Annotated in this window: 17 protein-coding genes and 1 pseudogene; 13 read left to right on the top strand and 5 right to left on the bottom strand. The window is 56.1% G+C overall.

The features are described 5' to 3' along the window. Positions 1-214 precede the first annotated feature (214 nt). From E2484_RS23875 to E2484_RS23910, 8 genes and pseudogenes are all read left to right on the top strand, one after another. Positions 215-571 (top strand): annotated as a pseudogene (locus E2484_RS23875) (multicopper oxidase domain-containing protein); the annotation flags it as partial. A gap of 230 nt (positions 572-801) precedes the next feature. Continuing rightward, positions 802-1,122: a hypothetical protein gene (locus E2484_RS23880; RefSeq protein WP_137287703.1), complete on the top strand. Its 321-nt coding sequence runs from the start codon at positions 802-804 to the stop codon at positions 1,120-1,122. Between the two features lie 57 nt (positions 1,123-1,179). Further along, on the top strand, positions 1,180-1,533 hold the full coding sequence (locus E2484_RS23885; RefSeq protein WP_137287704.1) for an SHOCT domain-containing protein: 354 nt from the start codon (positions 1,180-1,182) through the stop codon (positions 1,531-1,533). 95 nt (positions 1,534-1,628) lie between these two features. Beyond that, positions 1,629-2,045, top strand: a complete 417-nt coding sequence (locus E2484_RS23890) for a DUF302 domain-containing protein (protein WP_137287705.1) — start codon at positions 1,629-1,631, stop codon at positions 2,043-2,045. A gap of 6 nt (positions 2,046-2,051) precedes the next feature. Then, complete coding sequence (locus E2484_RS23895) at positions 2,052-2,405, top strand: SHOCT domain-containing protein (RefSeq protein WP_137287706.1); 354 nt, start codon at positions 2,052-2,054, stop codon at positions 2,403-2,405. A gap of 170 nt (positions 2,406-2,575) precedes the next feature. Further along, complete coding sequence (locus E2484_RS23900; RefSeq protein WP_137287707.1) at positions 2,576-2,884, top strand: thioredoxin family protein; 309 nt, start codon at positions 2,576-2,578, stop codon at positions 2,882-2,884. 58 nt (positions 2,885-2,942) lie between these two features. After that, positions 2,943-3,674 (top strand): plastocyanin/azurin family copper-binding protein, encoded by a 732-nt coding sequence (locus tag E2484_RS23905; protein ID WP_321113105.1) that lies wholly within the window; start codon positions 2,943-2,945, stop codon positions 3,672-3,674. Between the two features lie 30 nt (positions 3,675-3,704). Then, on the top strand, positions 3,705-4,337 hold the full coding sequence (locus E2484_RS23910; protein WP_137287709.1) for a hypothetical protein: 633 nt from the start codon (positions 3,705-3,707) through the stop codon (positions 4,335-4,337). 506 nt (positions 4,338-4,843) lie between these two features. On the opposite strand, the gene E2484_RS23915 is transcribed toward E2484_RS23910, so the two are convergent. The 4 genes from E2484_RS23915 to E2484_RS23930 form a co-directional block, all read right to left on the bottom strand. Next, positions 4,844-5,509 (bottom strand): DUF7282 domain-containing protein, encoded by a 666-nt coding sequence (locus E2484_RS23915; RefSeq protein ID WP_137287710.1) that lies wholly within the window; start codon positions 5,507-5,509, stop codon positions 4,844-4,846. 508 nt (positions 5,510-6,017) lie between these two features. Beyond that, the gene (locus E2484_RS23920) at positions 6,018-6,491 is read right to left on the bottom strand and encodes a CBS domain-containing protein (protein WP_137287711.1); all 474 of its coding nucleotides are present in this window, start codon (positions 6,489-6,491) and stop codon (positions 6,018-6,020) included. Between the two features lie 198 nt (positions 6,492-6,689). Beyond that, positions 6,690-6,965: a hypothetical protein gene (locus E2484_RS23925; protein WP_137287712.1), complete on the bottom strand. Its 276-nt coding sequence runs from the start codon at positions 6,963-6,965 to the stop codon at positions 6,690-6,692. A gap of 279 nt (positions 6,966-7,244) precedes the next feature. Further along, entirely contained in the window at positions 7,245-7,976 is a 732-nt protein-coding gene (locus E2484_RS23930; RefSeq protein WP_137287713.1) for a S16 family serine protease, read from the bottom strand. 716 nt (positions 7,977-8,692) lie between these two features. Here E2484_RS23930 and E2484_RS23935 point away from each other — a divergent pair. After that, positions 8,693-9,334, top strand: a complete 642-nt coding sequence (locus E2484_RS23935; RefSeq protein ID WP_321113107.1) for a hypothetical protein — start codon at positions 8,693-8,695, stop codon at positions 9,332-9,334. A 406-nt stretch (positions 9,335-9,740) separates the two neighbouring features. Beyond that, positions 9,741-10,370 (top strand): DUF6735 family protein, encoded by a 630-nt coding sequence (locus tag E2484_RS23940; RefSeq protein ID WP_137287714.1) that lies wholly within the window; start codon positions 9,741-9,743, stop codon positions 10,368-10,370. A gap of 636 nt (positions 10,371-11,006) precedes the next feature. On the opposite strand, the gene E2484_RS23950 is transcribed toward E2484_RS23940, so the two are convergent. Beyond that, on the bottom strand, positions 11,007-11,252 hold the full coding sequence (locus E2484_RS23950; RefSeq protein ID WP_137287716.1) for a hypothetical protein: 246 nt from the start codon (positions 11,250-11,252) through the stop codon (positions 11,007-11,009). A gap of 278 nt (positions 11,253-11,530) precedes the next feature. On the opposite strand from E2484_RS23950, the gene E2484_RS23955 reads away from it, so the two are divergent. The 3 genes from E2484_RS23955 to E2484_RS23965 all read left to right on the top strand — a co-directional run bounded on the left by E2484_RS23955 (position 11,531) and on the right by E2484_RS23965 (position 13,760). Next, positions 11,531-12,502 carry a hypothetical protein gene (locus tag E2484_RS23955; RefSeq protein WP_137287717.1) on the top strand — a complete coding sequence of 324 codons (972 nt, stop codon included), beginning with the start codon at positions 11,531-11,533 and terminating at the stop codon, positions 12,500-12,502. A 101-nt stretch (positions 12,503-12,603) separates the two neighbouring features. Further along, on the top strand, positions 12,604-13,176 hold the full coding sequence (locus tag E2484_RS23960; RefSeq protein ID WP_137287718.1) for a hypothetical protein: 573 nt from the start codon (positions 12,604-12,606) through the stop codon (positions 13,174-13,176). Between the two features lie 116 nt (positions 13,177-13,292). Then, on the top strand, positions 13,293-13,760 hold the full coding sequence (locus E2484_RS23965) for a PH domain-containing protein (protein WP_137287719.1): 468 nt from the start codon (positions 13,293-13,295) through the stop codon (positions 13,758-13,760). Positions 13,761-13,790: the final 30 nt, after the last annotated feature.

Below are 13,790 nucleotides of genomic sequence, written 5' to 3' on the forward strand. Positions count from 1 at the left end.
CGTCGCAGACTCCTCCAGCTGACGGGAGCGACCACTCTCGGCGCGCTCGCGGGCTGTGCCGGTCAGCTACCGGGCACCGACGACAGTGAGGGACAGGAGGTGCCGCCGCGCTCGACAGTTACGGCCGAGCCAGATACTTCCGTCAACCTCACTGCGGCGTCCGAGACCATTCGGCCAGCCCCTGAGACGTCGACGACCAACTGGATGTACGAGGGTGAATGGAGAGCCGGATCGAACGTTCGACCTGACGCTCTCACGCGGCAGGGGCCAGTCATACACGTGGACGATAGATGGGCAGGCCTACCCCGACGCCGACCCGCTCCAGATCCGGACCGACGAACACGTCCGAATTCGGATGACCAATCAGAGCCCAGTCGTTCACCCGATGCACCTTCATGGCCACTTCTTCCAAGTCGGCGACGCAATCAAAGACACAGTCATCGTGCCCGGGCATAGAGGGCAGGTGACGATCGACCTCCACGCCGACAACCCCGGCCGGTGGTTGTTCCACTGTCACAACCTGTACCATCTCGATGCAGGGATGGCGCGTGTCGTGAAATACGTCGAGTGACCAGGTTGAAGACCCGGTTTCAGCTCGTTCACACTGCCGTTCGTGTGGTCGTGGTCCTGTCTGGGAGATGGGTTGAGTGCCAACCCGGCGAATTCGAGCCGGATGAACGATTCTATTCCTGAAAAACGGTTAGGTCGTCTTATACACGTTCTCGAACGTTCTCCTGTTCTGATTCACACCCCACGTCAATAACTCCCGAGCAGTCCTACGAGTAACCGAGGAGAAAGACAATGACCAACTTCACACTCGGCCGCTGGCTGCTCGTGGCGCTCGCGATCGTCGGACTCGCGTTCGCCGCCCCCGTGGTCAGCGCACACGGCAACGAAACGACCGCAGACGACGCGCCCTCGGACAATGCCACCGCAGATGAATGGGCCACTTGGATGGAGGCGCAGATGACCGAACACATGGGCCCTGGTAGCGTCGAGTGGATGGAGTCGCACATGGGTGTGACCGTCGACGAGATGGCCCAGGACATGGCTGATGAGGAATACCACGACGGGGCTGACGACGACCACAAGGGCGGGATGTACGGGCAGGGCCACTACTGACGGCCCTGACCGTTTCGATCGCTCCAACCGAACACCACAACTCGCCAACTCAAGATAATGACGCAACTCACCACTCACATCGGACGCACTGCTCGGCGACTCGCGATACTCTCCGTCCCGCTGCTGGTCGCGGCAACTGGAACGGCTGCTGCCCACGGTGGTGGGAGCTACGGCGGCGGTATGATGGGCGGCGGCTGGGGCCTCTTCGGCGGAGCGATGGGGCTCTGGGGACTCCTCTGGATGGGGGTCCTCATCGCCGTCCCGCTCTATCTCGCCTATGCGCTCCTCAACCGAGGATCCGGTGGGAAAGAAGAGCAGTCGTTGTCGGTTCTCCGTGAGCGCTACGCCCGCGGGGAGCTCTCGGATGACGAATTCGATCGACGGCGAAAACAGCTCGAACGCACCGGATGACTGGAACAGTTGCTGTTCCAGCCGATACATCACACTCCCAACGCCCGCCGTTGCGGCACCCAACCGTTAACCCCGTGGACGAGGTATAATATTACATGGAATACACAATACAGACTTCAGTCACTGGCGATTTCGACGACATCGTCGACACGACAATCGCAGCGCTTGAAGACGAGGGATTCGGCGTCCTCTGTGACATCGACATCCAGGCGACGCTCAAGGAGAAGCTCGGCGAAGAGTTCCGCCAGTATCGCATTCTCGGTGCATGCAATCCCCCGCTGGCATACGAGGGACTGACCGAAGAAATTGAACTCGGCGCACTCCTCCCGTGTAACGTCATCGTCTACGAAACCGATGACGGCGATATCGTTGTGAGTGCCGTTGATCCAAAGCAATTGGTCGGTATCGCGGACAACGATGCGCTCGACTCGATCGCGACCGAGGTCAACGAGCGTTTCGAGCGTGTTCTCTCGGCCGTCACCGACGAACTAGGATCCAGGTCGGAGGCCTGATCTTCGATGTCTTCATCGAACCAGCTCGACACCACGACTATTGTGCTCCTGCTCCTCGGAGCGATCATCTTGCTCCCGTTGCTCACAATGGGGATGGGATTCGGCGGAATGATGGGGTACGGCGGGATGATGGGTCAGTATGGCGGCACTGGTGGATGGTGGCCGTTCGTCGGGATGCTCGTTCCGCTCATCTTCCTCCTTATCCTCCTCGGCGGTGGCTACCTCGTCTTCCGGCGCATGAGCGAAACGCAGACGTCTCGAAATCCCGCGATGGAGGAACTCCGCACGGCATACGCTCGTGGGGACCTCACTGACGAAGAGTTCGAATCCCGCCGCGAGAGACTCGAACGGTCGGAGTGAGCCAACGAGTACACACCAAGGTGCGTATTCCCACGCCTGTGTGATCGAATTCGTGATGCTACTCCCGATCACCACTGTGTGAGCGCGCCTTCGAATCGAAGAGATGGAGTTCTCTCAGCTTACGATTCTGAATAGTAATGTGGTTAAGTCCCAATACCGTAGTACACTATGTGACCGAAGTCATCCTCTTCACCCAAGAAACGTGCGGAGCATGCGCAACACAACGGGAGAAAAACGACGGCCTCGAGGACAAGTATCCGGACGTGGAGTTCCGGGAGGTCGACATCCAGACGGACCTCGAAACGGCCGAGGAATTCGGTGTCCGGAAGACGCCGACGACACTCGTCTACGCGAACGGTGAACAGACCGCCGAATTCATTGGCATCGTCGACCGGAACGACTTGGAGTCAGCTATCGAGAGCGCGACCCAGCAGTCATCTGGATTCGCCCAGCGCCTCGTCGATGTCGTGCGTGGATAACGAACCAGCGACCGATTCAACTCATATGACGAACTATAGTCGACGTCAGTTCCTGGGAGTGCTCGGTGCCGGCGCAGTCGCCAGCACAGGCCTCTCTCAGCCAGCGAGCGCACAGGAGACGCCCGTCGTGAAGATGGGCAACAACTATTTCGACCCAATCGGGCTCCACGTCGAACCCGGCACGACCGTCCGCTTCGAGATAGCAGCCGGTGCACACTCGGCGACGGCCTATGAGAACCGGATTCCATCCGACGCCAGCGCATTCGATAGTGGGGTCATCTCGTCGGGAGGGTTCGAGTACACGTTCGAAGAACCAGGCACGTACGACTACTACTGCATCCCGCACAAGACAGTCGGGATGGTCGGTCGCATCGTCGTCGGCAATCCCGGCGGCCCGGCCGAAGACAGTCCGATTCCGGACGGTGACGTGCCCGAGAGCGACGCGATCGTCGAGCAGGGCGCGATAGCGTATGGATCTAGCACCGGAGGTGACGGGAACTCCGGTGGCGGAATGAGGGGGCCCGGGATGGGTTCTGGCCCTGGAATGATGAACGGTCGGAGCAATGGATGGTTCGGTGGGCTGCCGTTCGTCGGCGGGGCACTCGGAATGCTGGGGCTGGTCGGCGGACTCCTCTACTGGGCACTAGGTCGAGGTGACGCACCTCCCGAGAGTGATAATTCCGCGATGGAAACCCTCCAACGCCGTTACGCACGAGGCGAGATCGACGAAGAAGAGTTCCAGAAGCGTCGTGAACGGTTGGAGACTGGGAGAGAAGACGCATCTCGGTAAGGCGCGGTGTCGTCGGACGTCTCTACACGTGTGAAGACACTCGCTCGGGAGTCCTTTGAGGACCTGTTCCTACGCCGAGGTACTCCACTACGGACAGAAGCGGCAGTCGCTGCATATTTTGCAACTGGCGGCTCGCCCGACGCTGACGGCGTCCTGTGGGCCGTCGATTATGAGGCCGCCCACGAACTCCTTCCCGACTACTTCCAAAAGTTTCTCGCCGAGATGGGGACGGACATGTTCAACGCGGCGATGCTCGACGACCTCATGACGCTGGTAACCGAACATTTCGAGGAAGCCGACAGCCAGGTTACAGACCGTCGAACGGTTCCGATACTCAACGTCAGAGATATCCTTACAGAATTCTCAAAGCAACGAAGTGAGGATTATATCGTCTTTTTCAAGCCACCAGTAATCGATCAGCGTATCATCAATCAGGCGGCGCTCTTCTCGATGACGGCCAACCCCCGGACGTCCATAGACGAGTGGTTCGGCCGGCATCCGGACCTCTACTGGAAGGTCATCATTCCCGCAGAGTGCAAGCGGGAGTTTCGCGACAAGTTGGATCAGGCGAACATCAATCATCGAACGTTGTTCCCCGGTCTCGATGGAATCGCGAGGTGGCTGAAAGAACACTACAAACCCAGTCGATCGCAGCGAACGTAGAGACCAAGTGGCTGAAGAGAACTGCTTTTTGTCGCGAGAAGTCAACGGTAAGCGTCGACCGTATCAGCGCGTCTCCCATTAATAGCACTCGTGACGGTTAGGGGAGTTGCTGATCGGGTTTCATGTGTAGTGAGCAGCGGTTATAGAGATTGCAGGCGAGAATACCACGTCGTAAACGGCGTGGCTGAATCGCCGTCATCGTCTCAGGTTCGCCCATGTCGGAAATCTCCCCCGCCGCCGCAGTCTACAACGTCGAACAAGCCGTCAAACAATGAATCCCGCCGCTATCTGCGAATTCATGTAGTCATCCATGCAAACCGCGATTCAACCGGTGTCAGCGCATACTGAGACGAGAAACGGGTAAGGACCGTGTTCTGTGATGGTTTTGCTGGCGTCTCGGTTGCCGTCGCGGAAAAACGGAGACACTACAGGAGGTTCGTTCCGTGGGCCGTCGAATTCGGTCGTGGTGTTCTCGTGCGTCCGAAAATAAGAATTCGGGGACTCCACTAGGCGACTTTGACTTCTCCCGTCTGAAGGTCAATTCTCACCTGTATGTCCGCAGTCTGCGACCCCGATTCGATAGATGTCAGCGACGTCTCCTCGGCCGTCGTCGTTTCAGTTTGGTTTGTCTGCTCAACGGTGACGAACGCGAAATCGTGGACAGGTCGATTGCTCCCCTGTTGCATGTACGGCCGGTCAGCCGTGCGATTCGACCGCAGGAAATCGAACGATTGGTTGCCGTTCGGGTCACGATGCGCGACGGCGACGACCCGCTGGGAGTCGTTCAACGGGTCATCGAGTTCGACTGTGACGTTCTCGTGTGTTCCCGGTTCGAGGAACTCAGACACACCATAGACATCGTGTCGCGGCTGATCGCGTCCGCGCTCTCCCGCTCTTCCCCCGCCCATCATGCCACGGACGTCGTGGACGACGACGAACCCGCCCTCGGGAAGCGTCACGGACTGGACGACGACCGTCGTCCCGTTCGAGGTCTGGTTCTCAATCGTCACGGCTGCGACCGCTGGCTGGGTGGTCGTCTGCACGTCCTCATCGACGGTCGTTGTCGCGTCCTCCGAGACAATGGTCACGTCCGCCGTTGCGGCTACGTCTCCGATGAATATCCCATGTGAGAACGTTCCGGTCGGGAACCCGCGGATGCTGTTTCCAGACATATTGAATCTCACTGTTTCCGTGCCCCCTGCGGGAATCCGAGCGAACGCGGATTCAAGGACGTTTCCGGTGATCTGATAAGTGACCTGACGAACGACCTCTCGATTCCCGTCGTTGACGAGTGTCGCTGTCACTGTGAAGTTCTCGCCCGACCGGATTTGGCTCGGGGCAGAGAAGTTCTCGATCGAAATTGGACCTTCCGTCTCGGTCGTGGTTTCCTGGGCCCAGATCTGGGAATTCGTCGGTTCGGTTCCGACATCAGCCTGAATCGCGCTACCTACCGAAACAGTGAGTCCGCTGGTAACGACGACAGCAATCACTGCAAGTAGCACCTGTCGTTTACGCTCTTGCATCATTCGACCCCCACATTGTTCCTCTGCACCACGTTCCGTGCCGTCATAAAATATCGCTCTTCTATCGGAAATACTGTTTTATCTGGTCTCGTTGAAAATCACAAGTGGTGATAGGTTTCTCCCAACGTGTTCAACTGCAATGTTCGCTACTGTCGTTTTATCCTTCTGGTGATTCAGCGTGGACGACTTCGGCGAGGGCATCAAGTTGTGCCGAGACATGGGTACTTTCGCCAGCCAAGTGGACAACCAAGTCGTCGAACGTGAGGATGCCAGTGACCTCCCCGTCTGTGACAACGGGGATGCGCCGCGCCTTTGCCTCGTTCATCTGGCGCAATACGTGTTGGATGTGATCATCTGCCTCCACCGTGAGCGGGTCTTCGGTCATCAACTCACGGACCGTCACCTTCGACCCACCTGCATTTTCCTGGTCGAGTTGCAATTGCGTGTCCTTTGTGAGGACATTGAGCACGAGGTCACGATCCGTAACTATACCGACAACCGCTCCATCCTCGGTGACGACGGTGCTCCCGACATTCCGGTCGCGCATGGTGCGAGCGACGTCGCTCACCGATGTGTCCGGTTCGACGGTTACAACGTCCTTCTGTGCCAGTTCCTCAGCAGTGAACCCCAAGTCTGTTCGTTCCCCGACATCGTATTCGGGTACATCCGAATTCCGAATAAAGGTACGTGCCGGCAGTTGACCTTTGCCAGCAACTCGTTCCTCTCAGTGTCATCCTCAAGGACAGACTGTGAAGTCAGGGAGGGTGGTCGTTCCGCTTCACTCAGTTTCTGTGTTGAGCCGCAGTACCGCAGTAGTTGTAGGTGTGAGTCACTGGTCGACTGGGCTACCCAGAGTACCAGCAAGCGTATGCTGAGCTAGAACACCGCCACCGAACACGAGAGTTGCGTAGATGACTGGCATGTAGAATCCCCCGTGATAAGACGCGAAGAGGTGGAAGACACCGATACCGAGCGGCACACCTCCCGTGAGAGCCACACGGGTCCAAGACAACTCCGAGAAGAACGGGATGGCAATCGCGTAGAGGAAGAATCCCCCTGCAAAAAGCCACGCTGGAATCCCCAACTCCGCTGGCTCGCCCCGCATCAAATCTTGACCACCATGGAGAAACGCCGCGGCCACTGCTAGCGCTTCCAAGTAATGAGTCCGCCCTGTTGCCGTGTCTGGTGAAAGTGTCGTCCCAGTCATCTCCGATACCGTCTCAACGTAGTTGTAGTGGATTCTTTAGTGCTGTGTCGTGAGAACTCGAATTTCGGTTACTGAGCGTCACGACCGTGATTATCGCGCGGATCAGTATTTGACTCACCATAAGATATTTTGTGAGCGTCGTCAGAATCGGCTTCTGCAACCTTAACGGCGTTTTTCCTACCACCCAAATACGTGACGGGAGACTTGAGTGATATCTCCGACCGCTTTGACGTCGATTCCTGAGAGTGAGATCGTCTGCTCCGGGGGCACGAGCAGGGTTTCGGCGCCAAATGTTCGAGCAGCTTTCGCCTTTGCCGCGATGTTTCCAACGGGGAGCAGTGCCCCGTCCGATCCAACACCCCCTGTGACGAGGACTTGCCGTGACGGTTTCCGTCCGGTGAGTGCACTGATGAGTGCGATTGTGAGTCCCGCCTCCCAGCTCTTACCACGGAGCGCGAGCCGTCCGTCCCTCGGGGGATTGAACGAAACGAACACGTCCTGACCAGCAAGTGGTGCATCAGTTACTGTCGTTGCCGTCACAGTAGCTTCTCGGATGGCGAGTTGCAGATCGTGACGGACCTCGACATCGTCGAGGTTCACATAAATATCGCCCTCCCCCTCGGTGAACGCCACGGTGAAGTCGATGACGAGCCCCTCGCCCTCAGAGCCAATCGCGGGGAGATGATACTGCGTCCGGGCTGAAGCTGTGCCGCCACTCGCCAGCATCGCGCGCCGCTCCAATTGCGTCCCCTCCGCGAATGTCTGGATACTGATTGCGCCACCGACACTCACTCCTCCAACGACTGCACCGACGAGGAACTCTCGACGGTTGATGACTGTCTTTTCGATGCGATCAACCATGTCGTCTGCGGCTCCCATCGTGTCCTCGGTCGTTTCGTCGGTTGGCATGGTTCACACGTTGCCGAATCGGCGTGGCCTGGTGTGTGGTCACACCTAGCACTCCCATGGAGAGTACTTGGCCATGTTCAACCACGGTATCGATGGAAGGACACCGCATTCCTTCCCGACTACGACCTCTTCGGCTCCCTCCTCCTCGTTAGTGAGGCTATGGATGTCCCCGATACCTACAGCCGTGCATTCTGGGGTGACCACCCCTGGGACAAGCTTATTGGGGATATTCAATCCATTAAACCCAGTTGGTTGTGGCAGTACGTTCATTCGGCCTCAAACGAGTAGTCTCTGAACACCTGCGCGGAGGAAAATTGCCGTCTGTGGGAGTGTAATTTCTGTATTTGATTTGTAGCATAAAACGGGCTTGGCGGGGTGACTCACTATGTAGTGCGTGTCTACGAGGTCAGGCTCAGGCGTGGGATACCCAGATGGGGGATTTGAGGAGAAACAGGGTATCCCACGCCTCGATTGGTTCTGGTCCCAGTATATAAACATGCAGCATTAGGACTGCATAGCTCACCCCGAGTCAGGTCTCTCAACAGCAGACAATTTCAACAAGCCCAAATCCTTAACCAACAGACGGTGATATCCACAGGCGATTGTTGGTTAAGACGGAGGCTCTTCGAAGCAGTAACGACCACATTCTTGAATGTCTAGACCGATTCACACTCTGCATCGGTGTCCCTATTACAGATACATCTCTCCTTCCTAGTATGTCCCACGTTCAGCAGGCACTCAATCTCTCAATCGAGGCTACTGCAGAATCGTTCTTACGCCACCCAGCAAACTACAGCGACGAACGTTCCCTTGCAGAAGCGATCCGTTTGCGGGTCAGTTCGGTCCTACCGCCTGCCTCAGTCGAGTCTGTTACAGTCGAGGAATCCTCGGGTGCAAGGGGATCGATTCCCGACCACGAAGCGTATACGGCCCACTACCGGGACACTACTGAGATTGATCGAGCCCAATGTGAAGTTGGCGGCACTAAATTCCCATTTGGCGGGAGTGAACGGCTTGACTTGGGTGTCTTTGCGGATGTCATGGCAATAACGCTTCACGGTGGAACACAGGAATTTGAGCCGTCGGATTTAGTGGCCGGTGTCGAATTCAAGTATGTAAAGAACGTCAACTACCTGCGCTACCGACCCGATGACGACAACAGTAAGTATCGAGATATCGCCGATGACATCATTCGACTTGGTGCCCTGCCTGACGATGTTGACCGCCAGTGCGTTGTCTTTTCAAACTATGATTTGCTCCGACGGGACTCGGATCGCGATGCTGAGCGGCATTTACATGAACTAGCCGAGCAGGAGGACGTGACACTCCAATTCGTCCTTCCTGAACCAAAACCCTGAATGTATACCTCCGGTGAATCGTTCACCCCAGACAGTAATTAGGCTAGTCAATAGGTAGTTCGATTCATGGACGGTTGTTGGTTACAAGATAGAGAACCCACGAAGAAGGAAGGACGGCATCCTCGAACGCCCCAGGTGCTCGCGGTCGGCTCTGCAAGATATCTGTGCCTCTCAGTACCAGTCGGCCCAGATAGTCGCTCGACCACGTCCTTCGGACGCGAGCACCCGGCCCCGTTCACTCCCACCCTGCCACCAATCCCGGCCGGTTTCCGTACTCTCTGTCCGATGTATGCGCAACGGCCGTCTGCTCACAAGCCTTCGATCACCCATTCAAAGCAAACGAATTGGCCGTATTTTTGTGCGCCCGACAAGACTGCGGCGCACATCGATGGCCCGCTGATTCTGAATGGGATATCGCGCACTCATCGCCTACGAACGCTTAGATGCATCATACACCCTCCACTACTCGCACAATGGAGCCCTCGACTACCGGCTGAAACACCAACTCAACCACGAGACACCCTTCGGTGGCGACCACCCCAGCCAATGGGCCCACGACCACTACGAAGCCCTGCAATCAAGCACGGAGACGACCCCAGACGCATACGCCGTCGACCGACAGTCACAGACACCAGTCAACCCGGACCCGATTGTCGTGGGAGTTTCATTGGACGAAATCTACTCGGAGTATCTCGACTATCTCCACCACGAAGCCTTCTACGCGGTCTCACAGGATTTCGAGGTGACAACGTACCGAACGCGGTGGCTTGGCCTTGAGTACGACGCTGAGGCTGTCGAGTCCTCAGAGACGATAGGAAATGGTGTTCTCCAGTCCGTCAATTGGAGGGATGGCGATCCTGTTGACGAGGAGTACAGCCGTGGTCAATTCCAGGCGTTGAAAGATGTCATCGGTGACCGCGTTGACGACGGTGAGTTCGCGCTTGGGGAGGCACGGGCGTACATGATCGAGAAACTTCAGACGTGGAGTCACGACGAGACAGAGGTCATCGGCCCCCACGACAGTGTCGAGTCGTGACGTGTGGCGTACAGGGGAGTTTGTGTGCGCCTGCAAGGGGTGCAGGCGCGACCCACGAGGTCGCGTCACAACAATGGCTGAGAAGACTCGACGTTCGTTTGGCCGAAATCGTACCGACACAGTCGAACAAGACCTCGAACGATGGCTCCTCCGACAGGCGCAAGCCGGTGTCCCTGAGCTCGTGCTCGTCGGTCTCCTACGAGAGTACGCCGACCTGATTGAGAATCAGGGAGTCATCCCACGTTCATGGGACGAGGCGTCGCCGGAACGCCAGCACTCGACGCGGAGACCGCCACGCCAATGACCGTTCTTCAAGTCCTCCACCGGCTCTTAACGAGGCAACGCAAATCAACGACCATCTACGAATGTCGCTACTGTGGGACGACCGTGGACTCTCAGACGGACCCCTGTCCCTACTATGGTCCAATTGAGGTCGTCGAATACGAACTCACCTAAGACACTAGGTGTTCTCCAATTCAGCGCCTCTACTAGTATCTGCGTCTACTGTCCTGCCTATCGCTAGTATTCTCTGGGTGGTCGGTTGAAATCGTCGCACCGAACTTAGACAGACCGAAGGTTGCCTGTTCGCTGGACGCCTCGGTTGCGTCAACCGTGAGCGCGTGGGGAATGTCGGCATCAGCGTCCGAGACCGAAATTGACGAGTTCGTTAGCATCAGGTATTACGGTGATCTCCGCGGGCATGACATTGCCCCGCTCGACGACAAGTTGAATCAGCTCCTTGACTGCGCTGGTCAAGACGGCAGTCGTGTCCCTGGCCCTCTTGCGGTAGTAGTCGGCGGCACGGTTGACCGCCTTGCTCTTGATGTTCTCGCCGATGGCTTTGCAGAGGTTTTCGAGCCGACGCTCGCGCGAGTCGGCCATTCTGAGATAGATGAAATTGCACACATACCCTTGTGGCCTAGTTTTCTAGGGTTACTGAGAGGAAGTTGGTATATAAATGAATACGTCTACGGCGTGATCAGGGCGGGTGATTAGGGCGTGCTCGCGGACGAGTGCGCGGCGTTTTGCACACAGGGTTAGTGCGGGACGTGTGCAATTTTCGGCGTCAATTTCTGAACGCGTGTGACCCCGTGGGAATACGGAAGTGAATCGATAGAGGATGTATAAACTCTTTCAATCACCTTTCAATAACGAAGAACATGGTAGACTTTAGTGGCGACTGGTTGACCGCCATCGACATAGCAATATCTGCAATTCTCTCCGCAGCTCTGGTAGCTCTCTATTTTAAGCAAACTCGGATTCTCGAATCTCAACGAGAACTTCTTACTCAGGAGCTCAATCGAGAAGCTCGACAACAGCATACAGAAACGCTACGAGAGCGAGTTCGACTTTGGCACGGAAATCCAGATCGGGAAACAGGCGAAACTCCAATTGATGGGCCAGATATGAATCTCCCCGGCGTTGCAGGAGCATCCTTCAAAACTGCACCGGTTGGATCATATGCAGTTACACCACTTGACGAGGAAGAATTCGAGATTATACCCTCACAGCTTCAAGGTGATCGCTACTTGCAAGACTTGCTCAATAATCATGCCCCTGATCTTCGAGAGGCGAAAGAAGAAATTGAGCGGCTCCACCACCGATTTGTTTCTCTACGTGAGGAGTTTAGAGAGGAATATGACGAGAGCGAAATCGTGGAAAAAGAGGAATACAAGCTTGAGCCTGCAGATTTCTTTAGTCGATGGGTATTTGAACAGATTGTACTCCTTGGGCGAGACCGATATGATGGCCTCGAAGATCTTCAGGACGTGGCGATATCACGACTTGAGAAAGGAGATTCTGGAGTTCATTCAGACGAGCCGCTGATCTGGATTCGAGTCGATCGAGGCGGCGGCAGTTCTTTTGCCATCTACTCAGCGTCAATTGACGATTATAACCGGGAAGAATTAAATGAACTCCGCTCATCTGCGGAGGAGGATACGAAAGAGTTGGTAGAGCAAGCCCTGACAAAAATAGATAAAGAACATCCATACTCATTGGCTTACGAGGCAGCAGAGGTGCTTGATGATGCGAAAGAGGCTATCGAGGAACTGGAAAGAATACTGATGGAATACGAAGGAAGACCTATCTATACTGGTGATTGCAAATATCTTGATGAAGCTAAGATTTGAGATTGAAACCCGCTACTCGATAAATATTTTCTGTGGTCTATACTTTTACTTCCACTCCGTCCACAGCACACTACTTATCCCTCTTCTTCGCGCTCTCACTTGTGACCAAAATCGACTCCGTCTTTCCAATTGACCGCGTGCTGACCGACGAGACGCGGGCTCACATCATGAGTGCGTATCGGCGACTCCTCTCAGCTCCCGAGTCGGACTTCGAGGAAGTAGAAGCCACGGAGGGGCTTCCCCTCGACATCGAGGTCCTTCACCTGCAGCAGTTCGAGGATAACTCGGTACACGCGGACGTCCTCCTCGACCATGGCGACGGGCCGGCGCTGGTGACCGACGACGTCGAGGAGTGCCCACACCACGTTGAGGGCGAGGAGTTCTCGACGCTGGCCGTGCTCGGCGAGGAGTACGCCGCGTTGGAGAAGGACCTCGTAGAAGTCTCGGCGCTGATGTGCGACCTGGCAGAGTACCACGACGAGTTGGAGAAGTACGCCATCGGCGGCGTGGGATTTCGGAACCTCTCGTGTTGCGACGGCCTGCTCACGTTCACGTTCGCGTGGGAGGTCGAGGATGTGATTGTTCGGATGTATCGGGACTACGAACACGAGCTGGGCGAGCAGGTCGGGATTTCGGTTGATCCGTCGGTGGAGGAGATGGTTGAGAAAGATTGAGGAATGGGGCTCTTCGTTCACGCCTCTTCAGAGAAAACATCTCTGTCTCTTTCGTGAGTTATTCTGTGTGATAATAGCACTACAGATATAAGTGGCAAAGATGTGATGACCGATTCATGGCAACTGCCACGAAAGCGAAGGAGAGTTCCCCAAAAGAGATTGACGACTACATGTTGAAGGACGAGGAGGTATCGTACTCCTTCAAACACCGACCGTCCGGGCTGATTCCGTGGTTGAAGTCGCTTCTTGGATACGGTGAGAGCCACTGGTACGTGACAAACGAACGGCTCATCAAGTACGATAAGATAGCAGGGGGTCTCGGGTTCCGGGAGGTCCCCCTTGAGAATATCACGTCCGTTGAATACGGACGGAAAATTGATCTTCAGGCGCTGGCAATCGGGATTATTACGCTTCCGATTCTGATTGGAGTCCTGATTATTTTGGCCACTCTCTTCCGTCGGCCACAGGTCCTCGAACTACACGTTTCGGGTGGGTCGAACCTCTCGGTCGAGATCTCGAAAGGGACCGATATCGAGGAAATCCTCTGGTACTTGCCCACTCAGCGGAAAATTGATTCCGAGTAATACAGAGTAGCGAGACACTCTAGCGATTCT

Origin of the sequence: Halorussus salinisoli (assembly GCA_005239435.1) — an archaeon.
Taxonomy (GTDB): Archaea; Halobacteriota; Halobacteria; order Halobacteriales; family Haladaptataceae; genus Halorussus; species Halorussus salinisoli.

Excerpts from the sequence above, each read along its gene's own strand:
- E2484_RS23930 (WP_137287713.1), bottom strand. The coding sequence starts at position 7,976 with ATGCCAACCGACGAAACGACCGAGGACACGATGGGAGCCGCAGACGAC.
- E2484_RS23965 (WP_137287719.1), top strand. The coding sequence starts at position 13,293 with ATGGCAACTGCCACGAAAGCGAAGGAGAGTTCCCCAAAAGAGATTGAC.
- E2484_RS23925 (WP_137287712.1), bottom strand. The coding sequence starts at position 6,965 with ATGCGGGGCGAGCCAGCGGAGTTGGGGATTCCAGCGTGGCTTTTTGCA.
- E2484_RS23915 (WP_137287710.1), bottom strand. The coding sequence starts at position 5,509 with ATGTCTGGAAACAGCATCCGCGGGTTCCCGACCGGAACGTTCTCACAT.
- E2484_RS23880 (WP_137287703.1), top strand. The coding sequence starts at position 802 with ATGACCAACTTCACACTCGGCCGCTGGCTGCTCGTGGCGCTCGCGATC.
- E2484_RS23885 (WP_137287704.1), top strand. The coding sequence starts at position 1,180 with ATGACGCAACTCACCACTCACATCGGACGCACTGCTCGGCGACTCGCG.
- E2484_RS23955 (WP_137287717.1), top strand. The coding sequence starts at position 11,531 with ATGGTAGACTTTAGTGGCGACTGGTTGACCGCCATCGACATAGCAATA.
- E2484_RS23895 (WP_137287706.1), top strand. The coding sequence starts at position 2,052 with ATGTCTTCATCGAACCAGCTCGACACCACGACTATTGTGCTCCTGCTC.
- E2484_RS23940 (WP_137287714.1), top strand. The coding sequence starts at position 9,741 with ATGGGATATCGCGCACTCATCGCCTACGAACGCTTAGATGCATCATAC.
- E2484_RS23950 (WP_137287716.1), bottom strand. The coding sequence starts at position 11,252 with ATGGCCGACTCGCGCGAGCGTCGGCTCGAAAACCTCTGCAAAGCCATC.
- E2484_RS23935 (WP_321113107.1), top strand. The coding sequence starts at position 8,693 with ATGTCCCACGTTCAGCAGGCACTCAATCTCTCAATCGAGGCTACTGCA.
- E2484_RS23890 (WP_137287705.1), top strand. The coding sequence starts at position 1,629 with ATGGAATACACAATACAGACTTCAGTCACTGGCGATTTCGACGACATC.